Source organism: Lentzea sp. NEAU-D7, from assembly GCF_026242055.1.
Taxonomy (GTDB): Bacteria; Actinomycetota; Actinomycetes; order Mycobacteriales; family Pseudonocardiaceae; genus Lentzea.
In genome coordinates this window covers 145,787-170,071 of the sequence record NZ_JAPJDL010000004.1, presented here as the reverse complement: position 1 = coordinate 170,071, position 24,285 = coordinate 145,787, and the positions used below count along the sequence as shown (strand labels likewise).

17 protein-coding genes are annotated in these 24,285 nt (G+C 67.4%); 9 read left to right on the top strand and 8 right to left on the bottom strand.

What is annotated here, in order from left to right:
- Positions 1-461: 461 nt before the first annotated feature.
- Both aztC and aztD read left to right on the top strand, forming a co-directional pair.
- Positions 462-1,370 carry a zinc ABC transporter substrate-binding protein AztC gene (gene aztC, locus ORI60_RS10715; protein ID WP_266036782.1) on the top strand — a complete coding sequence of 303 codons (909 nt, stop codon included), beginning with the start codon at positions 462-464 and terminating at the stop codon, positions 1,368-1,370.
- A 34-nt stretch (positions 1,371-1,404) separates the two neighbouring features.
- On the top strand, positions 1,405-2,568 hold the full coding sequence (gene aztD / locus ORI60_RS10710; protein WP_266036781.1) for a zinc metallochaperone AztD: 1,164 nt from the start codon (positions 1,405-1,407) through the stop codon (positions 2,566-2,568).
- A gap of 156 nt (positions 2,569-2,724) precedes the next feature.
- On the opposite strand, the gene ORI60_RS10705 is transcribed toward aztD, so the two are convergent.
- Together ORI60_RS10705 and ORI60_RS10700 are read right to left on the bottom strand one after the other, a co-directional pair.
- Positions 2,725-2,946, bottom strand: a complete 222-nt coding sequence (locus ORI60_RS10705; RefSeq protein ID WP_266036779.1) for a hypothetical protein — start codon at positions 2,944-2,946, stop codon at positions 2,725-2,727.
- Between the two features lie 624 nt (positions 2,947-3,570).
- Complete coding sequence (locus ORI60_RS10700) at positions 3,571-5,826, bottom strand: hypothetical protein (RefSeq protein WP_266036776.1); 2,256 nt, start codon at positions 5,824-5,826, stop codon at positions 3,571-3,573.
- Positions 5,827-6,531: 705 nt separating this feature from the next.
- On the opposite strand from ORI60_RS10700, the gene ORI60_RS10695 reads away from it, so the two are divergent.
- The 3 genes from ORI60_RS10695 (at position 6,532) to ORI60_RS10685 (ending at position 13,282) form a co-directional block, all read left to right on the top strand.
- On the top strand, positions 6,532-9,216 hold the full coding sequence (locus tag ORI60_RS10695; protein WP_266036775.1) for a hypothetical protein: 2,685 nt from the start codon (positions 6,532-6,534) through the stop codon (positions 9,214-9,216).
- Between the two features lie 1,571 nt (positions 9,217-10,787).
- Positions 10,788-11,690: a tyrosine-type recombinase/integrase gene (locus ORI60_RS10690; protein ID WP_266036774.1), complete on the top strand. Its 903-nt coding sequence runs from the start codon at positions 10,788-10,790 to the stop codon at positions 11,688-11,690.
- A gap of 521 nt (positions 11,691-12,211) precedes the next feature.
- On the top strand, positions 12,212-13,282 hold the full coding sequence (locus ORI60_RS10685) for a sensor histidine kinase (protein WP_266036773.1): 1,071 nt from the start codon (positions 12,212-12,214) through the stop codon (positions 13,280-13,282).
- 9 nt (positions 13,283-13,291) lie between these two features.
- On the opposite strand, the gene vanX is transcribed toward ORI60_RS10685, so the two are convergent.
- The 4 genes from vanX to ORI60_RS10665 all read right to left on the bottom strand — a co-directional run bounded on the left by vanX (position 13,292) and on the right by ORI60_RS10665 (position 16,553).
- Positions 13,292-13,891 carry a D-Ala-D-Ala dipeptidase VanX gene (vanX, locus tag ORI60_RS10680; RefSeq protein ID WP_266036772.1) on the bottom strand — a complete coding sequence of 200 codons (600 nt, stop codon included), beginning with the start codon at positions 13,889-13,891 and terminating at the stop codon, positions 13,292-13,294.
- Positions 13,888-14,886 (bottom strand): D-alanine--D-alanine ligase family protein, encoded by a 999-nt coding sequence (locus ORI60_RS10675; protein WP_266036771.1) that lies wholly within the window; start codon positions 14,884-14,886, stop codon positions 13,888-13,890. Before ORI60_RS10675 ends, vanX begins: the two co-directional genes overlap by 4 nt.
- Positions 14,883-15,845: a D-isomer specific 2-hydroxyacid dehydrogenase family protein gene (locus ORI60_RS10670; RefSeq protein ID WP_266036770.1), complete on the bottom strand. Its 963-nt coding sequence runs from the start codon at positions 15,843-15,845 to the stop codon at positions 14,883-14,885. Before ORI60_RS10670 ends, ORI60_RS10675 begins: the two co-directional genes overlap by 4 nt.
- A 69-nt stretch (positions 15,846-15,914) precedes the next feature.
- Positions 15,915-16,553: a TetR/AcrR family transcriptional regulator gene (locus ORI60_RS10665; RefSeq protein WP_266036768.1), complete on the bottom strand. Its 639-nt coding sequence runs from the start codon at positions 16,551-16,553 to the stop codon at positions 15,915-15,917.
- Between the two features lie 134 nt (positions 16,554-16,687).
- Here ORI60_RS10665 and ORI60_RS10660 point away from each other — a divergent pair, with 134 nt between their 5' ends.
- From ORI60_RS10660 to ORI60_RS10650, 3 genes are read left to right on the top strand one after another with little or no spacing between them, the layout of a single operon-like run.
- Positions 16,688-17,491 carry an SDR family NAD(P)-dependent oxidoreductase gene (locus ORI60_RS10660; RefSeq protein ID WP_266036767.1) on the top strand — a complete coding sequence of 268 codons (804 nt, stop codon included), beginning with the start codon at positions 16,688-16,690 and terminating at the stop codon, positions 17,489-17,491.
- 4 nt (positions 17,492-17,495) lie between these two features.
- A complete protein-coding gene (locus tag ORI60_RS10655; protein ID WP_266036766.1) occupies positions 17,496-18,623 on the top strand; it encodes a DUF5938 domain-containing protein in 1,128 nt (375 codons plus the stop codon).
- Positions 18,623-20,158 carry an acyl-CoA synthetase gene (locus tag ORI60_RS10650; RefSeq protein ID WP_266036765.1) on the top strand — a complete coding sequence of 512 codons (1,536 nt, stop codon included), beginning with the start codon at positions 18,623-18,625 and terminating at the stop codon, positions 20,156-20,158. Before ORI60_RS10655 ends, ORI60_RS10650 begins: the two co-directional genes overlap by 1 nt.
- On the opposite strand, the gene ORI60_RS10645 is transcribed toward ORI60_RS10650, so the two are convergent.
- Positions 20,133-20,561 (bottom strand): hypothetical protein, encoded by a 429-nt coding sequence (locus ORI60_RS10645; RefSeq protein ID WP_266036764.1) that lies wholly within the window; start codon positions 20,559-20,561, stop codon positions 20,133-20,135. The two genes, ORI60_RS10650 and ORI60_RS10645, sit on opposite strands and share 26 nt — an antisense overlap.
- Positions 20,562-20,662: 101 nt before the next feature.
- Here ORI60_RS10645 and ORI60_RS10640 point away from each other — a divergent pair, with 101 nt between their 5' ends.
- On the top strand, positions 20,663-21,271 hold the full coding sequence (locus tag ORI60_RS10640; protein WP_266036762.1) for a TetR/AcrR family transcriptional regulator: 609 nt from the start codon (positions 20,663-20,665) through the stop codon (positions 21,269-21,271).
- On the opposite strand, the gene ORI60_RS10635 is transcribed toward ORI60_RS10640, so the two are convergent.
- Positions 21,268-24,270: an MGH1-like glycoside hydrolase domain-containing protein gene (locus ORI60_RS10635; protein ID WP_266036761.1), complete on the bottom strand. Its 3,003-nt coding sequence runs from the start codon at positions 24,268-24,270 to the stop codon at positions 21,268-21,270. The two genes, ORI60_RS10640 and ORI60_RS10635, sit on opposite strands and share 4 nt — an antisense overlap.
- Between the last annotated feature and the right edge of the window lie 15 nt (positions 24,271-24,285).

The window sequence follows — 24,285 nt, the reverse complement described above, 5'->3', positions numbered from 1 at the left end:
TTCACCGGCGAGAAGATCCTGTACCCCCGTGCCGTGTCCGAAGCCGAGCGCGCTGCCGAGATCCGCCACCGGCCCGGCAGCACGGTGCTCGCCGCCAAGGCGGGCGAGCTGGGTGTCTGGTCGCTGGACGTGCGGGCGAAGAGGTGGACGCTGCTGGAGACCGGGCCGGTCGTCGCCGTGAACGCGGTCGGCGAGGGAGGTCCTCTGCTGACGCTGACCGCGGACGGTGTGCTGCACGGCTACGACACCAAGTCCGGCAAGCAGGTCGCACAACGGCAGGTGCTCTCCGCGCCGATCACCGAAGGCAGCGTGCCGCCGGTGATCGAGGTGGACCCGAACCGCGCGTACGTCAACGACGCCGGCGCGCGGGCGGTGCACGAGATCGACTACAACGACAACCTGCGAGTCGCCAGGACGATCAAGCTGGAGATCGAGCCGGCACACATGGTGGAGACCGGACGATGAAGCGACTTCTCGCGGCGACCTGCGCCCTGCTGCTGGTGCTCACCGGATGCGGCAGCGCACGAGGCCAGCGCACCGGAATCGTAGTCACCACCAACATCCTCGGCGACATCACGCGCAGCATCGTCGGCGACGCTGCTCCGGTCACGGTGCTGATGAAGCCGAACGCAGACCCCCACTCGTTCGCGATCTCGGCACAGGAGGCAGCGCGGCTGGAAACCGCCGCGCTCGTCGTCTACAACGGACTCGGCTTGGAGGAAGGGGTTCTCCGACACGTCCAAGCCGCCGAGCAGGCCGACGCGCCGACGCTGTCGGTAGGCGATCAGATCGCCCCGATCCGCTACACCACCGAAGAAGCTGCCGGACAACCGGATCCGCACTTCTGGACCGACCCGAAACGGGTGCGCAAGGCGGTCGAGGTGATCAGCGAACGCGTCATCGAGCACGTCGACGGCATCGACGCCGATGCGGTCAGGGCGAACACCGCACGGTACCTCGGCGAGATCGACCAGCTCGACAGCTGGACGGGTGAGCGGTTCGCGACCATCCCGGCGGAGCGCCGCAAGCTGGTCACCAACCACCACGTCTTCGGCTACCTCGCCCAGCGCTTCGGCTTCCAGGTCATCGGCGCCGTGATCCCAGGCGGCACAACGCTCGCCTCACCCAGCTCGTCCGACCTCGCCTCGCTCGCGGAAGCCGTCCGCACGACGGGCGTCGGCGCGATCTTCGCCGACTCCTCCCAGCCCGACCGCCTGGCCCGCGTGCTCGCCGAACAGGCAGGGGTGCACGTGAAGGTCATCCCCCTGTACTCGGAGTCGCTCACCGCGGCAGGCGGTGGAGCGGCCACCTACCTGGAGATGACCCGCGCCAACACCGAGGCCATCGTGCGCGGCCTCGCCCACGACTGACTGACCCGAACCCTGAAGAGGAAGTTGAGAAGCAATGAAAAGCTGGTCGCGAACGCGGACCACAGCCATCGTGTCCACTGTGGCCTCCGCCCTCGCCCTGACCGGTTGCGGCGCCGAACAGGCACAGCAGCCCGCCTCCGGCGGCGGCTCGGTCGCGGAGCCGGTCGCCGTCACCTATGACGGCGGGATCTACACGCTGGACGGCAAGACGCTCGAGGTCAAGGCCGACGTCAAGCTGGCAGGCTTCAACCGGCTCAACCCCGCCGGTGACGACAAGCACCTCATGGTGTCCACGTCGAGCGGATTCCGGATGCTCGACGCCGCCGCCGGCAAGCTGACCGACGTCGAGTTCCCTGGCGCCGAACCGGGTCACGTCGTCCGGCACGCCGGACGCACCGTGCTGTTCACGGACGGAACCGGCGAGGTCCGCATTCTCGGCAAGTCCTCCTTGGCCAGCGCGGAACGTGAGGTCAAGACCTACAAAGCTCCAGAACCGCACCACGGTGTGGCAATCGAGCTGGCCAACGGCGAGCTGGTCTCCACCCTCGGGAACAAGGACAAGCGCGTCGGGATCCAGGTCCTCGACTCCAACCGCAAGGAGATCACCCGCAACGAGGACTGTCCCGGCGTCCACGGCGAGGCGACCGCGAAGGACGATGTCGTGGTCATCGGCTGCCAGAACGGTGTGCTGATCTACCGCAACGGGGCCATCACCAAGGTGAAGAGCCCCACGAAGTACGGCCGGATCGGCAACCAGGCGGGCAGCGACCACTCCCCCATCGTGCTCGGCGACTACAAGCAGGACCCCGACGCCGAACTTGAGCGCCCCACGCAGGTCTCGCTGATCGACACCACCACCGGCGGCCTGAAGCTCGTCGACATCGGCGCCAGCTACACCTTCCGCTCGCTGGCCCGCGGCCCGCAGGGCGAAGCGCTGGTGCTCGGCACCGACGGCAAGATCCACGTGATCGACCCCGTCAAGGCCGAGGTGACCAGCACCATCCCGGTCACGGACAACTGGCAGGAGCCCCTGGAGTGGCAGCAGCCGAGGCCGGCGATCTTCGTCAGGGGTGGCACGGTTTACGTGTCCGACCCGAACAAGCAGCAACTGCACCGGATCGACCTCGCCGAGGAGAAGATCACCGCGACGGCGTCGTTGTCTCAGAAGCCGAACGAGCTCAGCGGCGTCACCGCCTGAGAAGACCATCAATGACAACACCTCCCGCAGCTACGCAGTGCGGCCTGTGCACGAGAAGCACAACCAGCTGGCAGGCAGCCTTCTTGGGCGTTGGATGGCTGACGACCACATCCTTGAGGAAGATCGGTTCTACGTGCTGATCAAGGATTGATATCGTCAGGTGGGTGCGTCGACCGCGATGGTCGGCGCACCCGCATCCGCACCTGAGGAGGCTTTGACGTGGTCAGCGTACTCAAGTCGGTTCAGGCCAGGCTTCTCGTTGAGTACTCCCAGTTCGTCCTGTTCGATCACTTTGGGGATGCTCGACTGATCGACCTCGGACTGCCAGACGACCCCCGTTGGGTCGGGCACGCCGGCGTCGGTGGCGCTGTCTTCCATGCAGCCGACCGATCAGTTGAGGCGTTGGTGAAACTTGAGCTCTGCTCCGGGCCCCCAGAGGCTGAAATGGGTTCACCAGGCCAGTCGCAGTTCGAAGGCGCGTTCACCAGCGATTCGGGCCGAGTCACGCTAGCAACACTGACAGCGTCACCGGGTGATCGCACGCTAGAACTACAGGGCCCAGGCCGCTATCGCGTGCGTGCGACTCGCCTCGGTGACGAGTTCGACGCCGACGCGGAGGGACAGGTTGAGTCGTGGCGCCTGAGCGTCTGGCCAGACACCCCATAGGGCCCCTCAACCCTCGACCAACCTCAGACAAGGTTCGTATCAGCGAGCCTGGCGTACACCGGCCTACGCTGGGGCGAGCTGACCGGACTGCAGTGGATCAGGACTCACCTGGACTCGAATCCGCGCATCACCGTGGATCCTGAGTTCGGCGCGCTGCACGAAATTGGGGGACGCAAGCCCACTCTCGGGCCGCCCAAGACGCCGTCCAGCGCCCGCGACGTGCACCTGCGATCAGCCTGCTCCAGGAGGTTTTAGGAGCCCAGATGAGGTTCCAGCTCTGGGTTCAGGCGTCACGGCAGGGCTGGCTCTGACGCGCTGGCCCGGATCTGCGGTTCTCTATTTCAGTGAGGGGTCGAGGAGCGTCGGACTCACACGATCGCGTGGCTGCTCAAGGAGGCCTTTGGACACAGCTTTGACGAAAGCTGCCTCACGCTCCACGTCCGCTTGTCGGTCACGTGACGCCCCGACAGCAAACGGGTTCTTGCCCAGTTCCCAGATCGGGTAGTCCTCATGCAACTGATCGTTCGTGAGGAGAAGACGAGGGCGTTGAGGCAAGCCGCGTGCCTGTTCCATCAGGCCGGTGCACTCCCGCCCAGGTTGGGTGACCGCGAGCAGGTCCCAAGGTGCTTGCAAGGCATCGGCCAGAGTGTCCATCTTGGTAGCGTTGCTGGCGTCGGCGCCTGCGACACGACGCTTAACTTCAACGGGCACCAGGTCGCCGTTGGCGAACAACAGCAGTACGTCGGCTTCTCCGACATCTTCTCCGATCTTGGGATCGATGAAGGTCACACCAGGATGCACGCCGACGAGGTCCCATCCCTCGAACAACTCAGTGAGCCACCGCAACGCGATCAGATGTCCAAGACAGTCGTTTTCCAGGACTCGGCGTAGCGGCTCCCCCAGCCTGTAAGTGAACTTCAGCTCGCCGGCACCGTACGGCTGCCGGATCTCACGACCACACCCAGTACAGCCCACGGGAGGAGGCAAGGAGGCCATGGGCAACCACGACTTTCCGTTGCACTCGGGACAGCTGACCTGAACACCACGCACCAACAAGTGCCGTTGCTCGGCCCAAGTCACCCAATTCTCCGCAGCATCCTGCTTGCCGCCGAGCGCCTTGCGGAATTCATCAAGTGGCAGGTCGCGTCCCTCACCAGAGGGAGCGATTGCGGGGTCATCACGCCCCAGTTCCTCCGCTGCACGCTCCAGCTTCTCGTCGTCAACGCCCAGCTCACGCAACTCCTTGTGCACAGTCGCCCATCGTTTCTTCCACCACGACATACCGCTGCGCTCGCCGAGCCGGTACAGCAAGTCGATCAACGGCGCGTGCGAAAGCCACCACACCTGCTCTATGCCGCCCAAGGCTTCCAACAACGCGACCGCAGCGAGGCCTGGGTTTGATGGTTTGGCGACCAAGCCACGGCTGTGGACTGTGGCCGCCACAGCGGTCCAAGAGGGTGGCCACGCCACACTGATCGGATCAACGCGGCGCATTCTCAGTACGTCCGCCTGAGCCGCGCCCGCCCGGAAAGTGGCCGCGTACGTCGCGCCACGCATCATCCCGTCGGCAGGCAACAAGCGATCGTGCACAGTGACATCAACGAGCACATCCGCACCGCAAGCGCCGTCCTGCTGCAAGGGAGCGAGGGTTTTCCGGTCCTCGTCGGAGACCGTGAGACGGGCACGCCCCGCGCTCCACATGGCCACCTGACTACCAGGCCTGCCCGGTGCGCTGCCGAACGTCAGCAACTCCTCTTCGCTCGCCACGACGACGCCGTGAGCACGTGCGGTCAGAGCCACCAACTCGTCGTGCCTCAGCGAGGAGCTCGTGACGTGGCACTTTCCACCTGACCACCCGAACATGGTGGCCCTACCAGGCTGGCTCAGCTCCTCGAGAGCCTGGTCAGTGAGCTCAGCAACCGGGATACCGATCGGCAACACTCGTTTGTCCCCGTGCGCCGCCCTCAGGTTCCACAGCAACACCACATCTTCGACAGAACCAGGCGACAGCGCGACGATGATGTTCGGGCCGGCCGCCCTCCGAACTGGAAACCGCGGCGGAATTATCGGGCTGCGTGCCATGAACCCCCTGTCAGGTTCCATGCCAGCAGCCAAGTTCATGTTGCTGAGCTGTCGCGGTTTGACATGATCGTTGCTCTCAAGCCGGATCAGCAGATCCTGCAACGACCCCTCAGTGTGAACACGTCGAACGGGGAACAGCTCTTCGAAGGTCAAATCCTTGCGCAGGAAGAACCGGTCGAGGGCATGTTGGTCGATGGCCGCCGGAAGTCGCCCCAGTACCGCCGCGTAGGCCGGTTGCCAGGGATCGTCGTCAGCGAGTTCGACGACTTCGACCGGACGGGTCCACCTATCTAGGTCCTCGCCGGAGGCAATCAAGACCACCGGCGTGTCCCATGTGGACTCCTGCCGAACCCTGAACGGAGTTGCAACCGGGATCCCGGAGGCAACGTAATCAACCAGTTCCGACTCCAGCAGCCGAGCGTAGCGACGAGGCATCTGCCCGTCGCGAACCGGCAGGAGCGGGCGGCCGCCACCGCCCCACAACTGGCACAACCACTCGATTTCCTTCAATGCGCCAGGAACGTCGCCTACCGCAACCGGGTGCGCGCATCGCACCGGCCTCAGCCACGTGGACACCTCGTGAGGTCCGTCAAGGAGATCATTATCGAGTAGACCGCGCACAGGACCGATAGTGCCATCGCCTCGACGCGGTTCCTACTCGACACTCAATGAGTAGCACGCCGAGCTACCTGAGCAACCCCCGCATTCCACCTGAGGTGGGCGAGCACTGCGAGTCGGGCACGACGCCCGCGCAAGTCCGTTTCCGGGCGCCCGACGGTCTCCAGTGTGTACCCACCCACTACGAGTGACTTCGACGAATTGGACCGAGTCACCCGGCCTTCGATCACGACCACGCCGTATCGCTCGGACCGCACCATCACGCCTACTAGGTCGCCCTCGCGCAGTTCTGCGACTTGGGTAGTTAGGGCTTTCAGGTTACGCCGGGGCTGTGCGGAGGACAGCGCGGACTGCTGCATCGGTCAGGTCTCCTTGCTGACTTGATGGTCGGTGCCAGCTTGCCCTGTGATCGCCCCGATCGACCCGCCGCCCGAACCAAAACACGTTCGAGGCAACTCGTCGCCACCTTCGGAGGTGAACAGCACCACGACATCGCGACCAAGGTGCCCGTCAGGTGGTCTTTGCCGAGTGATGGCACAGGTGGCGGACAAAGGCCGGTCTACGCGCTGTGACACCACCACGCGTTACTGTCCTCCGGTGGCGCGTGACTATTCGTTGCAGACGATCAAGCTGCTTTTCGGGCGTTCGAACAGGTGCGCATACCCGGAGTGCTCTGAGCAGCTGGTCTTCTCGGACCGGGACCTGCTCACGGTTGCCGTGCAGATCGCCCACATCAGGTCCGAAACGCCACGAGGACCGCGACACGATCCCGACTACGAGGAGGACGTTGACGGCGAGGCAAACCTGTTGCTCTTGTGCGGCAAGCACCACAAGCACGTCGACGACCACGCCTCGGCCTATTCGACAGAGGAACTGCTGACCTGGAAGCAGCAACAGGTCGCCCAGGGCACCGGGATCGACTTGTCGGACAACGAACTCCGGCAGATCCTGCAGCGATTGGCGGCCACGATGCCGTTCAGTCCTCGGATGCGCAGCAGAGCCGAGACACTGGACAACGCACACCGTGAGCTTCACGGACGCCGTGCGGCCCGCCTGAAGCTGTTCGTCCCGCCGCACCGCCGTGACGAGGTGCTGGCGTGGATGACCGCCCTCGACGACCCAGTCGTGACCGTGCCGACTGGAAACGTCCGCGTGCTCGTAGCGTCGCTCGGAGCCGGGAAGTCCGAGCAAGCCAACCGCTGGTGGGAGCAGGGACTGCGGGAGGCCGAATCCGCTGACGACGTCGACGTTCCACTCTTCTTCACCGCCCGCATGGTGGCGCACGGGCTACAGGATGCGATCGTCGCGAAACTGGGCGCCGATCCGCACCTGAACTGCCGAGTCGTCGTGGACGAGCTAGACGGTGTGCCGACCTCAGAAGCCCAGAATCTTCTGCATGAGGCACGCACTCTGGTGCACGCGTGGCCTCAGGTAAGCGTGCTCGCCTGTACACGACCAGGCCTCGCGCTTGCTGAAGAGGAACGGATCGACGTTCCCGCCTGGAGCCCCGACCGCGGAGCCGCACTGGTCAGCCTCGTGCTGGGCGAGCCCGCACCCCACCACCTGTGGACCGCGGAGACATCGACCCTGCTCACCAACCCACTCACCAGCCTGGCCCTCGCCGCACAGGTACGCGCTGGACGCAACATCAGGATCTCCAGGACTCGGCTGCTTGCCGACCTGGCGACGCAGGCAGCCTGCGTCCCCGGCCAGGACGTGCCAGACGAAACTTGGGAGGATCTCGCCAGCCTCGCTGTGGTACTGCTCGAACCGCCGCACGTCGCGAAGAGCACCCTGTTCCGGCTACCGCGGGTCCAGCGCCTAATCGCCACCGGGCTGGTCGTCGAAAACAGCGGCGAGCTGACGTTCGCCCTCCCGGTGTTCGAACAGTACTTCGGCGCGGAGGCGATCGCTTCGGACTCGGTAGATCTCGCTACCGCCGCAGCGCCCCGGTCGTTCCCCCGATGGCGATACGCGCTGGCCGTGGCCGTCTCCAGCGCCCCGACGCCAGCCCGCCAGGAAGAACTGCTCCTGCGTCTGGCAAAGATCAACCCGGCAGCCCTGTTCTGGATCATGGGCGAAGTCTCGACGTGCGATCTCGGCCCGTTGACATTCCACACGGACACGGAGATCTCGGCCGTTATCCAACGCCGTGACGTCAACGGTGTGAACACCGAGCCCAACCTCGCGCTCAGAGCGGGCAGATGGCTTCGTGAAGCCGAAACAGCCCTTCTGGAAGGCCTCGGACCGCTCGCGAAGTCTCTCGTTCGCCACCATGACGGAAGGCCCGCCCGCTGGGGAATCTGGTTGCAGAACGGCTGGGCCACGTTGGCACGTGCCCGCGACGCAGAGGGTGGCCCAGAGGTCACACCGCTTACCGAGCCCTGGCCACCGCGTCCCCACAACTGGCAGAGCGTCACGGGATTTACCTTCCCTGCCCACGATTTCGGACGCTGGCACATTGCTCAGCAAACCCTCCAAAAACAACTCGCAACCGCCATCCAACGGAGGACGCTGTCAGTTCCGAAAGACTCATGGCTCGCCCGCGAACGCACCTACGACCTTGCCAAGTTCGTCCACACATTCGACAACGGACGCGGCCACAGCACTCCCATCGATGTCGCCGAGATCCGTGAGCGGGTTTCCGCGTGGGAGGAACGCGCTGCCGGGACCGTGCGGTCCACCTGGTCCGGGACGGGGCGGAACGTGGATGTCGATTCGGACGACATCCGTTGGTTGTCCAGCCAACTTGCTCTGGAAACCAACGACCTCTTGCTTCCGCCGTGGCCTGAGGGCGATCTTGTACGGCCACGCGCCACCTGGACTTGGGAGCTCTACTCGCCGAAACTCACGTTGGCCCTGGCCGAAATCATGGTGCGAGAGGCCCTGGTCGGCTACCGACAGCTCGTGGAACAGAACTTCCCCGCCTTCGGTGACGCATTGGGTCTCTACGGCATGTTCCCCGTGCGAGCTGAAGTACTCGTCATGCGATTCACTGATACTGAGGTCGACTCACCCGACGTACGCCTGGCAGTGCTGCCCGACAACTCAACCAGCGACTTCGAGTCGGCAGCGGTCGTCTCGACGCTCGTCACCGGCCTCCAAGACCCTGCTTACGGTGATTGGTGTCGGAGGATTCGCCATGTCCCGCGCAACGCGTTCAACCCGATCGACCTCGGCAACATCGACCACCCGATCTGGGACTCCAACGCCGCAACCACGCTCGCGTACCGGTGGTTGAGGCGAGACCTCGCCGCGCTCGGCTGGCACACAGAGCGCTAACGCCGAACAGAACCGGCAGGCGACGGCGGTGGTCAGCCCGTCGTCGGGCCTAATCCTGCCCAGCGGCGGGACGCCCGCGTTGAACACTGCCTTGTGTGTATCGTCGCCGCCACACGTCGAGGCCTAGCGAGAGTCGGGGCCGGCGCGGTACTGGTGGATCTCACCGTGCGGGGACGCGGGCTCCGGATCGAACGATGGCGGCAACATCGTCAGTAACGGCGTCCAGGACAGTAAGTCCCTCAACACTTCCCGCCAAAAGTGCTCCGCAGACCAGCCCGCGACCACCGAACGGCCGACGTCAAACCGGTCAAGGGTGGGCTACGTGCACCGTGGTGCGTTTGGGTTGTCGAACGGGGCGCTCTACAGACTGATGCTCAGCACTGCGGCGCTGGTCTGGACAACGGCCGAAAAAGGCCAAGGTCATGCTGGGACCAGTAGACCCCCAGTCGCTGACGACCGCATGTGGGGTCATTCACGACGACGGCGTGAGTGTCACATCGAACGCGACCGCCAGCGCCATCACTCGGGGCATGTCGCGAGGCATGAGGATCGGAGCCATCGCTGCGGTGAACGTTCGATTGCCCAAGCGGACCAGACTGCGGCCTCGGTCTTGGCCCAGGCGTGAGCGGCCATGTGTCGGGTGCTACGCAAGGCTTCGGAGTCAGCCTGCCGGACCAGGGCGAGAGATTTGCAGTACATCGGGCAGTGCGGAAGTCCGGTCAGTGAGGTCCAGGCTCACTAGGTGGCTCTGGAGCGACGATGCCTCGGAGCAGCCGCTCGGACGGGGTCGATGCTCAGGTGGATCCGCTGCGCCAACGCCGGATCCACATCAGCGGCAAGTTCACGAAGTCGCGCGTGCAGCTAGTGCCCGCGCGTTGTCGCCGGATCAGCCTGAGGTCAGCACGGCCGCGTCCTCCGCCGTCAGCCCGTCTGCGGCCAGGACCCGTGCAGCAGCTGCAGCCGCGCACGTTAGGGGCGTTCGCCGCTGTTACGTCCCCTGACGGGCGCTGTGCAGAGCCTTGAGTCAGCTGTCCCGAGAAGCCTTCCCATCCGGAGTTAAGAGGTGCCAACGGCGCTCTCTACATCGGCCGAGAGCACCCCTCCAGAAGGGCGTGCCTGATGACACTGCCAATTCGACCGTCATCTTCAGGATCGCCAGCGCCGAGCTGCTCCGGCCCGGTGACTAAGCAGACCGCCGCCGCCGAAGATCACCCGGCGACGACCCACCTGGCGACCACAACCACGCAGGTCCTGTTCACCCCAGCTCAAGCGGCAGCGCAGCTGCAGGTGCGGGAGTCTTGGCTGCGCCGACGAGCCGCACGTCGAGCAGTACCGTGCACTTTTCTGGGTAAACACCTGCGTTTTTCTCGGGACAACATAGAGAAAATTGCAGAATCGGCGGCACAGCCAGCGAACTCGACTAGCGCAAAGACACGTCCACGTCGCACCACAAAACGCCGGAACCCGGAACACAATGAACACATTTAGCTTGCCCTTCTCCTCGAAACGAGCGTTCATCTAGGTGACACCTATTCGGCGCACCCGACAAGCGCGACTCAAATGGAGAAGAAATGGCGTGGACAGAGAAACACGGCAACGTCTGGCGTGTTCGCTACCGCCTAGGAGACGGAGCCGTCTACTCCGAGAACGGCTACGCAACCGAGGCGTCGGCTGAAGAACGCGCACTAGACGTGGAATCTGACCAACGGCGGAAACAATTTGTCGATCCACGTCTCGAGAAGACCACGATCGACGAGTGGATTCGGAAATGGTCTGACGCGCACAATGTGAGGCCGACCACATGGTCGAAGTACGACTCGCACCTGCGCACCCACATCCTGCCGTTCTGGTCCGGCACCGCGCTCGGCGACATCGAGCGGATCGAGGTCAAGGGCTGGGTTAACAGGACACTGCGGTCGAAGCTCGCCGACAAGAGTGCACGGGATGTTTTCAAGCTCTTCTCCCAGATCATAGGCGAGGCGGTCGACGAGAAGCTGATCGGTTCGAACCCCTGCCGGAAGCTGCGGATCGTCTTCGCCGATTCACCAGAACGACCTCACGCCACCACGGACGAAGTGGACGCGCTCGCAGCGCGAATGCACCCCGATGACGGCTTGCTGGTGATCACAGCCGCCTACACCGGCCTACGCTGGGGCGAGCTGACCGGACTGCAGTGGATCAGGACTCACCTGGACTCGAATCCGCGCATCACCGTGGATCCTGAGTTCGGCGCGCTGCACGAAATTGGGGGACGCAAGCCCACTCTCGGGCCACCCAAGACGCCGTCCAGCGCCCGCGACGTGCACCTGCCGCCATTCCTCGTGAACGAGTTGCTCGCGCATCGCGAACGCAATCCCGACTCGCGATTCGTGTTCCCCACGAGACGGGCCTGCTTCAACGTCGCGCCAACTTCCGGGCGCGCGCTTGGTTGCCAGCCGTCTCTGGCAACGAAGCGCTCGGCTGGGCTCCGCTGAAGGAGGGCATGGTCTTCCACGATCTCCGGCACACACAGGAGACTTGGCTCATCGAGGACGACGTGCCACGCGTGCTGAGACTGGAGCGGTTGGGACACAAACGCAGTTCGACTGACGACCGGTACTCGCACGTGACCGAAGCGATGATCGGCAGGATGCTCGAACAGCTCCAACGCCGCTGGGAGGCGGACGGCGGATGGTCCTGGACCATGGAAGACCCCGACGAAGCCTGGTGACCACCTCTGCATCTCGAAATGTGTTCAGCACCTGCGCTCCCAAATTGCTCCCAATCAATGCGAACGCCTCGTCGACGAAACCGCCGACAGTCCACCTGACCAGGCCAGACACGCCGTTCCACTGATGAGCTTCGGCTAGCGAACACTTCCCCGAGAGCTACCGGCTGATGCCGCCGATGCTCTAGGTCGTTCCCCGCCCGCCGTGGACGCGACGCCGAAGGTCTGTCGCGTCCACGGCCAGGACGGATACGCAGGCGATACGGGTGTTGTCCTAGCCTCGGGGCGGTGGACAGGGCACCGGGTTTGAGCGTCCGCCTCAAGCTCACCATCAGCTACGCGAGCTTCCTCATGATCACCGGCATCCTGCTGATGGCCGCGGTGCTGGTCTACTACACGTACCTGCTGCCGGACGGCTGGCTCCACACCCCCACCGGTGACTTCTGGATCCACCGCGACCGGCTGCTGGCCTCGTTCGGCCCGTTCATCGCCGGGGTGCTGTGCTTCCTGCTGGGGTTCGGGCTCGTCGGCGGCTGGTTCCTGGCGGGACGGGTGCTCGCCCCGCTCGACCGCATCACGCACGCCACGCGCATGGCCGCGGGAGGGTCGCTCTCCCACCGCATCGAGCTGCCGGGTCGCGCGGACGAGTTCCACGAGCTCGCCGACGCGTTCGACGCCATGCTCGCGCGGCTCGAGACCCACGTCGCCGAGCAGCAGCGGTTCGCGGCCAACGCCTCGCACGAACTGCGCACGCCGCTGGCCATCACCCGGACGCTGCTCGACGTGGCGCGCAGGGACCGCGACGCGGACGAGCTCGTCGACCGGCTGCACTCGGTCAACGCGCGGGCGATCGACCTGACCGAGGCGTTGCTCCTGCTCAGCCGCGCCGACCAGCGGACGTTCACCCGCGAGCGCGTCGACCTGTCGCTGGTGGCCGAGGAGGCCGTCGAGACGTTGTTCCCCCTGGCGGAGAAGCACGGCGTCGCCGTCGAGACGTCCGGCGACGCCGCCTTCGCCGCCGGTTCACCGGCGCTGCTACTGCAGATCACGACGAACCTCGTGCACAACGCGATCGTGCACAACGACCGCGGCACCGTGTGGACCAGCACGGCCGCCGGGCCGGCGTTCGTCACGCTCACCGTGGAGAACACCGGTGAACTGCTCACGCACCGGCTGGTGTCGACGCTGACCGAGCCGTTCCAGCGCGGCACCGAACGCGTCCGCCGCGACCACGCGGGAGTCGGTCTCGGCCTGGCGATCGTCAAGAGCATCACGCACGCGCACGACGGCACCCTCACGCTCACGCCGCGGGCAGAAGGTGGGCTGCGCGTCACGGTGCGGTTGCCCGCCGCACCGTGACGCGGCCGCTCAGCCGATCGGGAAGTCGAAGTAGGTGTCCGGATAGGGCTCGTCGATCAGCGTGTAGTGCCACCACTCGCTGTCGTAGCGGCGGAACCCGCAGGCCTCCATGATCGAGCAGAGGTGCTGCCGGTTCGCCGTTTCGGCCTCACCGACCGCGGCACCGTGGTGCGAGATCGGGTCCATCAGGTCGTGGCCGCCGCCCATCGCGGCGAGCTCACCGGTGCCCAGGTGGTAGAGCGTGAGGTCGACGGTGCTGCCGCGGCTGTGGCCCGACTTCGCCGCCACGTACCCCTGTTCGAACATCTCTGCCCTGGTGATGTGCGGGTGGTGACGCGCCTTCGTGCGGCCGTCCTCGGGTTGCGCGGCCCAGCGCAGGAAGCAGTCGACGGCGCGTTGCGGGCGGTAGCCGTCCCACAGCAGCAGGCCGAAACCGAGCGACTCGGCCTTCTCCTGCGCCATCGTCAGAGCCGCGACCAACGCCTTCGTGCCGACGATCCGGTTGACGAGGTAACCGTCGACGGGTTTGCCGGTGAAGTTGTCCCACGTGGCGTACTTGGCGTCCCAGCGGATCCCGGGCACGTCCACGAAGACGAAGCCCGCGTTCACCGGAGCTTTCCCGTCAGCGCCAGGGACACCAGGTGGTCGATCACGTCACCGAGCGGCAGTCCCGCGGCGGCCATCATCCTCGGGTACCGGCTGTAGGAGGTGAGGCCGGGCATCGTGTTGACCTCGTTGAGGACCACCTCCCCGTCCGGTGTCAGGAACATGTCCACCCGCGCGAGACCCGAGCAACCCAGCGCGCGGTAGACGACCTTCGCCGTCTCCCGCACGAGCGCGCGGGACTCCGCCGGGATGTCCGCGGGCACGACGAACGTCGAGTTCTCCGAACCGGTCTCGGGAGTGCTCTCCTGGTGGATCCGGAAGAAGCCGTGGGTCAGCGCGACCCTGTCCAGTTCACCGACGACCAGGTCGTCTCCGGTGCCCAGGATCGAGCAGCCGATCTCGCTGCCCTCCACGGCCTCCTCGACCACGACCTTCGAGTCGTACTGCCGGGCGACTTCCAGCGCGACCTGCAGTTCGTCCTCAGTGGACACCTTGGTGACGCCGAACGACGAACCCGACCGGGCCGGTTTGACGAAGACCGGATAGGCCGGGGAGTCCGGCGTGCCGGTCCAGAACGTCGGCGTCGCGACACCCGCGCCGCGGGCGACGACGTACGTGAGCGACTTGTCCATGCACAGCGCGGAACTCTGGACGTCGCACCCGATGTACGGGATGCCCGCCAGTTCGAGCAGACCCTGCACCGCGCCGTCCTCCCCCTGCCTGCCGTGCAGCACGGGGAACACGACGTCCAGGCCCCTCCGCTCGAACCGGCCGTCGCCCAGGACGAGCAGGCCTCCGGGTCCGAGCACGACCGGGCGGCCGTCCTCGGCGTCCGGGCCCGCGCAGAGCTTCCAGTCGCCGCTGCGGGTGATCTTGATCCAGGACGGGTCGTACTTCGCGGGGTCGAGGTTCCGCGCGACCTCCCCCGCGGACTTCACCGAGACGGGATGTTCCTCGAACGTCCCGCCGAAGACGACTCCGATCTTCACCTTGGTCATCGCATTCCCCCGTTCGCGAAGCTCAGACAATTGATGAGGCTGTTCTCCACGGTGTCGCTCAGCGCGTGGTCCGTGTAGTAGGCGGTGTGCGGAGTGATCAGCACGTTCGGCAGCCGCCGCAGTCGCAGCAACGCCTCACTGTCGATTTCACGAGCCCGGCAGTCGGTGTAGAAGATTCCTTCCTCACCTTCGAGAACGTCCAGCGCCGCTCCGCCGAGACCGCCGCTTTCCAGCGCCTCGACCAGAGCCTTGGTGTCGACGAGCGGGCCGCGTCCCGTGTTGACGACGACGGCGCCGCGTTTCATCAGCGCGATGCGGTCGCGGTCGAGGAGGTGGTGTGTTCCCGCGTTCAACGGCGTGTGCAGCGTGACGACGTCGCTCACCCGCAGCAGGTCGTCCAGCGGCACGTAGTCGGCCGAGTTGCGGGGCCGGGTGTCGTGGGCCAGCACGCCGCACCCGAAGCCGCGCAGCCGGTCCATCACCGCCACACCGATGCGCCCGGTGCCGACCACGCCGACCGTCAGGTCGCGCAACTCCCTGCCGCGCACCGCGTTCAGGCGGTAGTCGTGCAGGTCGGCGCGCCTGAGGACGGATCTCACGTCGCGTACGACCATCAGCATCAGCATCACCGCGAAGTCGGCGACGCTGTCGGGCGAGTACGCGATGTTCCCGACGGTGATGCCGAGGCTCTCGGCGCACTCCACGTCGATGTGGTCGAAGCCGGCGCTCCTGGTGGAGATGTACCGGACCCCGACGCGGCCTAGCGCCAGGAGGGCGGACTCGGTGACGCGGGACTTGTGGCCGACGCTGACGCACTGGTTTCCGCGGGCCAGTTCGGCGTTGGCCTCGGACACCGGCGCCTCGGTGATGGTCGGCGTCACGCCGCAGCGGGGTGCCATTCTCCGGAACAGGACAGCCTCGTCCTGCTCGCACCCGTAAATCGTGATGCCTGTTGCCATGCCTCCCACTCAAGGAGACACGGCGTTGCCGGCCCGTATGCGGTTTCTGATATCTCCGCGATACGGCCGCTATTCGGCTTTGGTCACCAGCAGGTCGATCACGGCGGGCAGCTCGGCGCGCAGCTGGGCCACGGTGCCGGAATTCCCGGTGAAGTGGTGCAGCAGAGCCCGCTGGAAGATGCCGTCGAGCGTCACGTAGGTGGTGCCGGGCGACGCCGCGGGCGTGCCGCCGAGCAGTTCGGCGTAGCGGCTGACGACCCGCCACACCATGTCCTGCCGGTGGCCGTCGATCTCCAGCACGTCGGCGCGGAACGACCCGTCGAACAGGCTCTGGTTGCGCAGGTCGTACCAGAGGCGGTGCAGCGGCGCGTCGCGGCCGAGGGTGTCGAAGAACATCGCCACGAACTCGGCGCGCAGCTGCTCCGCCGTCGTCGACGTGGCCACCACCTCGTCGTAGCGCGTCACGCAGACGACCTCGTACTGGCGGACCGCCTCGGTGATCAGGTCGCGCTTGTCCTCGAAGTAGTAGTGCAGGACACCGTGCGAGAACTCGGAGTTCTGCGCGATCTCCCGCAGGCTCGTGCGGGCGTAGCCCAGCTCGGCGAGCGTGTGCAGCGTCGCCACGGCGAGCTCGGTCCGCCGGGCGTCGAACTTGTCGACCTGCCGGCGGGCGAGGCGGTCCTGCTTGCGCGAAGCGACTTCTGTCACGTCCTGGATCGTAACCCCCACCGCGACGAATCTTGACCATTCGTCCAAAAAATCTTGGACAGTCGTCAAAGAAAAACTTGACGACTGTCAAGGAGTAGCTAGGGTGTGAGCCATCTCACCGAGGAGGCGACTCAATGACGAGTTATCAGCTGAGCGGGCGGAAAGCGCTGGTCACCGGAGGTGCACGAGGGCTGGGCGCGGGCATGGCGCAGGCTCTCGCGGCGGCCGGGGCGTCCGTCCTGATCGGCGACGTCCTGGAGGACGAGGGCAAGCAGACCGCCCAGGCGCTGCGCGACTCGGGAGCGACGGCGGAGTTCGTGCCGCTGGACGTCACCGACGACGCGGGCTGGGCCTCAGCGGTGAGCACGGCCGTCGACGCGCTCGGCGGGCTCGACATCCTCGTGAACAACGCGGGCATCGAGATCACCAGCCTGATCACCGAACTCGACCCCGCGGACGTCCGCAGGATGCTGGACGTGAACGTGCTGGGCACGGCGCTCGGCATGAAGCACGGCCTGCGCGCGATGCGCCCCGGAGGAGCCGCGGGCAACGGCGGCTCGATCATCAGCGTCGCGTCCGTCGCGGCCACCATCGCCTTCCCCGGCATCAGCGTCTACTCGGCGACGAAGTCCGCGATCGACCGCCTGACCAGGGTCGCGGCCGCGGAGTCCGGCAAGCTCGGCTACGGCGTGCGCGTCAACTGCATCTACCCCGGCCTCACCCCCACCGCGATGGGCAACCAGCTGGCCGTCGACTGCGCCCAGCTGGGCCTGTTCCCGTCGGTCGAGGCCGCCGTGGGCGCGGTCGTGGAGCTCACGCCGCTCGGCCGGCTCGGCCAGGTCGACGACATGGCCGACGCTGTGGTGTTCCTCGCGTCCGACGCCTCGAAGTTCATCACCGGGGCGGGCCTCCCGGTCGACGGCGGCATGGGGATGTGACGCGATGCCCACCGACAAGCCCGTAGTGGTCTACGGGGCCTCCGGCTACACCGGACGCCTGATCTGCGAGTACCTGCGCGAGTACGGGATCCCGTTCCTCGCCGCCGGCCGCGACGGCAAGAGGGTCAAGGAGGCCGTCGACGCCGTGCCCGGCATCGACACGGTCTCCTACGACGTCGCGGAGGTCGAGCACACCGAGCAGGCGCTGACCGAGGCGTTCACCGGCACCAAGGTCGTGCTCAACACCGTCGGCCCCTTCTCCCGCTACGGCCACGAAGCCGTGCGGGCGAGCCTGAACGTCGGCGCGCACTACACCGACACCAACGGCGAGCAGGACTGGATGATCGACGCCGACGCGCGGTACGGCGCCGAGTTCGCGAAGCAGGGCCTGCTGATCTCCCCCGGCATCGCGCAGATGTACACGGTCGGCGAGATCGCCGCGCAGATCTGCCTGGAGCAGCCCGGACTGGACACCTTGGACATCGGGGTGTTCTGGAAGGGGTATCCGACCGTCGCCTCCACCAACACCATCCTCACGAACGCCGCGTTCTCGAAGGCCTACTACCTGGAGCAGAACGAGTACGTGGAATGGCCGGCGGACGCGGGTCTCTACGAGCTCGTCGTGCCCGGCCAGCACGAACTGGGCCTGGCGCTGCCGTGGGGCGGGACCGCGCATCCGGTGTGGTTCAAGAGGGATCCGCGCGTCGCGTCGGTGCGGGCGCTCGGAGGCGTGTTCAACCGGCCGTTGATGCTCGGGGTGCCGCAGATCGTCGCGGCGGCGCTGGAGCAGATGGAGGGCAAGTCGGACGCGGAGAAGTACGAGATCGTCGACGCGTTCTCCGCGCAGGTGCGCAGTGAGATGCCGCCGCGCGAGAACCCGCGGATCAACATCTCGCTCGACTCCGTGCACGCCTCGGGTCCGCTGGGCCGCGCGCACTGCGTGATCCACGGCAACTGCAACTACAAGCAGACGGCGTTGCTGAACGTGCACGCCGCCGTGCACCTGCTGCAGGACGCGCCGCGCCGGACGGGGTTCGCGTCGGGCTGCCAGGCGTTCGGGCACCGGGAGCTGCTGGGAGCGCTGCGGTCGTTCGGCCTGGTGCTCGACCCGATCCTCGAAGTGCACCGCTGATGCGGCTCTGCGACTACCTGGACAAGGGGGCGTCGCTCGGAGGCGACGCCCCCTGTCTGACCATCGACGGCTCCTCGCAGAGCTACGCGGAGGTCCAGCGGCTCTCCCGGGCGATCGCGGGAGCGTTGCAGGGCAGCGGGATCGGGCCGGGCGACCGGGTCGCCGTGCTGTCGGCGAACGACCCGCTGGCGCTGACCTGCGTGTTCGGCATCTCGCGGGCCGGGGCGGTGTGGTGCCCGGTCAACCCCCGCAACGAAGCGGCGGAGAACCGCGAGCTGCTCGACCTGTTCGGGTGCCGCTGCCTGTTCTTCCAGGCGAGGTTCGCCCCGCTCGTCGACCGCATCCGGGGTGACCTGCCCGCGCTGACGACGCTGGTGTGCCTGGACGGCGAGGTGGAGGGCGCGGTCGCGTTCACCGACTGGCTCGCGCGTTTCGGACGTGAGCCGGAACCGGTGGCGGTGGCCGACGACGACCTCTGCGTGCTGGCGGGCACCGGTGGCACGACCGGGCGGCCCAAGGGCGTGCGCCTGACCGGGCACAACCTGGAGACCGCGACCGCGCTCACCCTGATGAGCTACCCGTTCGGCGACCGGCCGCGCTACCTGGCGCTCGCCCCGCTCACGCACTCGGCGGGCGTGCTGACGTTCCCGATCATGTCGCTGGGCGGCGAGACGGTGATCATGCCGGCGCCGGACCTCGGCGAGTTCCTGCGGCTGATCGAGCACCACCGCATCACGCACGCGTTCCTGCCGCCGACGGTGATCTACGGCCTGCTCGACCACCCGGCCCTCGACTCGACGGACCTCGGTTCGCTGCAGTGCCTCTGGTACGGCGCCGCGCCGATGTCCCCGGTGCGGCTCACCGAGGCGCTGCACCGGATCGGGCCCGTGATGGGCCAGCTGTTCGGGCAGACCGAGGCACCGAACATGATCGCCACGCTGGCCCCCGCCGACCACTTCCTGCCCGACGGCTCGATCGCGCACGAGCGGTTGTCGTCGGCGGGCAGGCCGACTCCGCTGACCCAGGTGGCGATCATGGCCGCGGACGGTGCGCTGCTGCCCGCGGGTGAACGCGGCGAGATCGTCGTGCGCGGCCCGCTGGTGATGGCCGGGTACCACGAGAACCCGGCGGCCACCGCCGAGGTGAGCGCGCACGGCTGGCACCACACCGGTGACATCGGGTACCTCGACGCCGACAACTACCTGTTCATCGTCGACCGCGCCAAGGACATGATCATCACCGGCGGGTTCAACGTGTACTCCGCCGAGGTGGAGCAGGCGTTGCGGGCGCATCCGGCGGTCCAGGACAGCGCGGTGGTCGGGCTGCCCGACGAGAAGTGGGGCGAGCGGGTGACGGCGGTCGTGCAGTTGCGCGCCGCGGGCAACGCCGACCCGGCATCGTTGATCGCGTTCGTGAAGGAGCAACTGGGCGGGGTGAAGGCGCCCAAGCAGGTGGAGATCTGGCCGGACCTGCCCCGGTCCAAAGTGGGCAAGGTGCTGAAGGCCGAGATCAGGCAGCGACTTTTCGATTCGTGACAGCCTTCGCCGGGATCACGAGGATGACGGACACCACCACGAGCAGCCCCAGCAGCACGACGTTCAGCGCCCGGTCGAGCGGCTCGTACACGTGCAGCATCGTCAGGTGGTAGAGGAAGTGCAGGGTGTTGAACACCAGCAGCGTGGCGCCGGCCAGCGGCACGACGGCCGGTTTCCTCGCGTGGGCCAGCGCCATCAGGCTCAGCGCGGTGAACGCGAGGTAGACCGCGCCGATGTCCTTGGCGAAGTGCTCGTTGTACGGACCGAGTTGCGGCAGCCAGCGCAGTCCGAACCCCGGGAACGTGTCGAACCAGGTCCTCGTGGCGAAGTAGGCGAAGACGCCGACGTACGCGGACGTTGCCGCGATGAAGGCCAGGCTGATCCGGTCGAGCAGAAGTTTCACGAGACGGTCCTTCGTTCGCGTTGCGGGGCTTCAGCAGGTGGACGAGGTGGCGCTTCGATTCGTGACAGCCCCGCCCGAGGTCACCGGGTAGCGTGCAGGCCGTGGAACCAGTCGCGCTGCCGTTGGGCCGTCCTCGTGAGGAGCGGGCCGACGCCGCGCGCAACCGTGCCCACCTGATCGAGGTCGCCCGGGAGATGGTCGCGGAACTGGGCGCCGACAAGGTCACGATGGACGGCCTCGCCGAACGCGCCGGGCTGGGCAAGGGCACGGTGTTCCGGCGCTTCCGCACCCGTGCGGGCATCTTCCACACCCTGCTGGACGAGGAGGAGAAGCTCTTCCAGCAGCGGGTGCTGGCCGGGCCGCCGCCGCTGGGTCCCGGGGCGCCGGCGGCGAAGCGGCTGGTCGCGTTCGGACGGGCCCGGCTCGAGTTCCTGGTCGAGCACATCGTCCTGGCACGCGCCTCGCTGGACCCCGGCCAGCCCGTTCCCGCTCGTGACAGCCCTTCGCTGTTCCACGTCCAGATGCTCCTGAGCGAGGCCTGTCCGGACGAGGCCGCCAGTGGCAGCCTCGCCCTACAACTCGTCGCCGCGCTGGAAGGGCCGGTCCTGCTCTACCTGCGAGCGCAGGACGGCGACGCGCCCGACCTGGGAGCCGTGGTGCACGACCTGATCGACAGCTGGCAGGTCCTGGTCGAGCGCGTCTGCGGCTAGGTCCTCGACCGCACGGTGAAGCGGTCGATCGTGAGCGCGCCCGCGTCCAGCCGCAGGCCGAGAGCCGGTGCCCAGCCCGCGACGACCGGGGGATCCACGAAGGACCCGATCGGCGCGGAGCGCAGCAACGTCCACCGGCCGGCGTGTTCCTGCCAGCTGGTCAGCCGGCCGTTCTCGACGACGACGGCGAGCCGGTCGCCCGGTGCCCAGGTCAGTGTCGCGCAGCAGCCGCCGGTGGCCTCGTCACCGCGGCGGACGCCGGCCACGGTCACGTCCACGCCCGAGGCCCTGCCCGCGTTGTTGAACCAGGCCAGGGCGAAGTCGCGGTTCCCGGCGGTCTGCCCGAGGAACAGGCTGTCCTCCGGCGCGGAGCCCGCGAACGACCGGGGTTCGACGACGACCGCCGTGCCTCGGACGGCACCGGTCACCGGCGCGCCCAGCACCGCGCCGGCACGCGTTCCGGTGCTCGCGGTCAGCACGCCGTCCGCGACCTCCAACGCCGGTGGCGGTTCGCCGAACGGACCGTCCACGCGGTACGAGGCGAGGCGGTCCGTCTCGAACGTGTCGTCCCAGACGACGGAGGAGTAGGCGGCAGGATCGAAGACGGTCTGCGCGGAACTCAACGCCGACGTGACGCCACTGTCGCCGGAAGCCGTTGCCAGCAAACGGATCGGGGCCCGCTCCCCCAGTGGCAGGTCGGCAGGTGCCGTGATGCGCCACCGGGTGACGAGACTCCGGCCCGTCCCGAGCTGCGCAGCGTGGGCCGAGGACAGGGGCACCGCACTCCACCCCGGCGGCACGGCCAGCGTCGCGCGGACACCGCGCAACGGTTGCTGTGCCTGCAAGGTCGTGGTCGTCTCGACGGCTCCCGCGCGGACCGCGAGATCGTCCGGCACCGAGGCGCGCAGCCCCCGGACCGGTGACCGCCACGACGAGAACGACGTGATGCCGACGGCTCCGCCGTCCGCCCGGCTCGGCAGGATCCGCACCCGGCTGGTGGTCACCGCCGGTTCCACCAGAACGCGGTTCAGCCGGCGTGCCACCGGTTGCGCAGGAGTTCTCCGCTGGCCGGGGAGGTCACGCCACTGGCCGTCCCAGTACTGCAGGTCGAACGTCGCCGGCACGCGCACTCCCCCGCCGTCGTCGTAGAACACGACGCGCAGATCGGAGATCGGTGCTGGCGCGCCCAGGTCGACCTCCAGCCAGTCCGCGGAGTTCGGGCTGCCGTACGACGTCCAGCGCGTGCCGGGCACGTCGAGGTGGAAGTCCTGGCCGTCGATCGCCTTGGCGGGCGGGTCGGCGCTGTAGCTGTGGGACGCGCGGGCGGCCGGGAAGCCGGTGCGGCTGACGTTCGCGAAGTCGTCGACGAGCTCCGGGACGTCCGCGGAGGTGCGCGCCGGGATCGTCAGGCGCACCGGCGCCAGGCCGGCCTGCGTGTGCGTGAGCCTGCCGTCGAGCCAGACCCGCAGGCCGGCGCCCTTGCCGTAGCGGCTGCCGTCCCTGTCCCACAGCACGGTCAGGTTGTGCCCGTGGTACGGCACGTTCTCGGCGGCGAAGTGGGTCCAGGAGTCCGGGACCAGCGGCGCGATCGACACCGCGTTCCCGAGCTGTGGCCGGATGCCGAGCAGGCCGGACAGCACGTTGTCGTTGAACGTCGAGTGGTTGTAGTCCTCGCTGTGGCCCTTGCCGTCGTACAGCCAGCGGTTCTCGTCGGGGTGGTGCGCCTCGGCGACGTAGGGTTCGCCGTTCTTGCGCTGCGTCAGCGCATAGCCGCGCAGCACCGCGAGGTAGTCGTCGCGGTCGACGTAGGACTGCGCCGGGTAGTCGATGAGCAGGTTCGCCAGCGCGGTCAGGGTCTGGCTGGTCGCGAACGGCCAGCTCGGGCCGTTCCAGCGGCAGCAGCCGTTCAGCGCGTCGCGCATGAACCACGGGCTGCGGCGCTCGGCGGTGGTCGGGCCGTACGGGGCGGCGAACCCCTGCGGGTCGGTCAGCTGCGCCCACGCCGCGCTGTTCGCCGCCGGTGGCATGTGGAAGTACCACGGCACGAAGCCGATCGCCTCGCGGTCGGCGAGCTTGGTGCGGCCGGGGTTGCCGTCGCGCATGACGTGCTTGTAGAACTTGCCCGCGTCGTCCCAGAGCCACCGCTCCTGGTTGGCCCGCAACGCGTCCGCGGCCTGCTCGAACGGGCGTGCGCCGGCGGCGTCGCCCCGCGCCTCGAACAGCTGCGCGATCGCCCGCGCGTCGCCGTACTGGTAGGCGTTCAGGGTCGGCCGGAAGCCGTCGCCACCGTGGTAGGGATCGGGGCTCTGGTACGAGCTGACCGTGTACTCCATCGCGTCCCACACCGGCGTCTGCCAGTAGAGCCCCAGCTGCTGGTCGAACTGCGGCGACCAGCGCTGCCACTGCCGCACGAGCTCGGGCAACCGGTCCGTGGCGAAACGGGAGCGCCCATCGACGGCGGCACGGGCGGCCACGGCGTCGGCGGCCCAGAACGAGTACTGGTGGGCCCAGTCGGTGGTGTTCTCGTTGAGGAAGTCGGTCGCGGGCTTCGGACCCGCGCCGGAGCCGCGCAGCCAGTAGTCGACGTAGTCGTCCAGATAGCGGTGGTCGCGCAGCCAGCGGCCCTCGTAGACGTGGTGGCCGGCCGCGGCGACGATGCCGCCGTTCGGGGCCGAGTAGCCGACCGGGCCGAGGAACTCGGAGACGATCCAGCCGTCCTTCGGGCCGGTGTACTTGAGCGCCTCGCGGTAGGTCCGCCAGCGGTAGTAGTAGGTGTCCCGGATGACGCGGTCCGGCAGGTCGACGAACGGGATGTTGGCCTCGTACCAGGCAGGTTCCGGGACGTCGCCCAGCAGCCCCGCGTGGTCGAGGAAGTTCGTGCCGGCCCCCACCGCGGGGTACGGGTCAGGTGCCGCCGCGCGGTCCTGCCGTGCCACCGCGGGCCCTGCCGTCGAGATCGTCAACACCGCTACCACGAGCATCGTCATTGACACGCGCATGAGCTCATTGAAGTG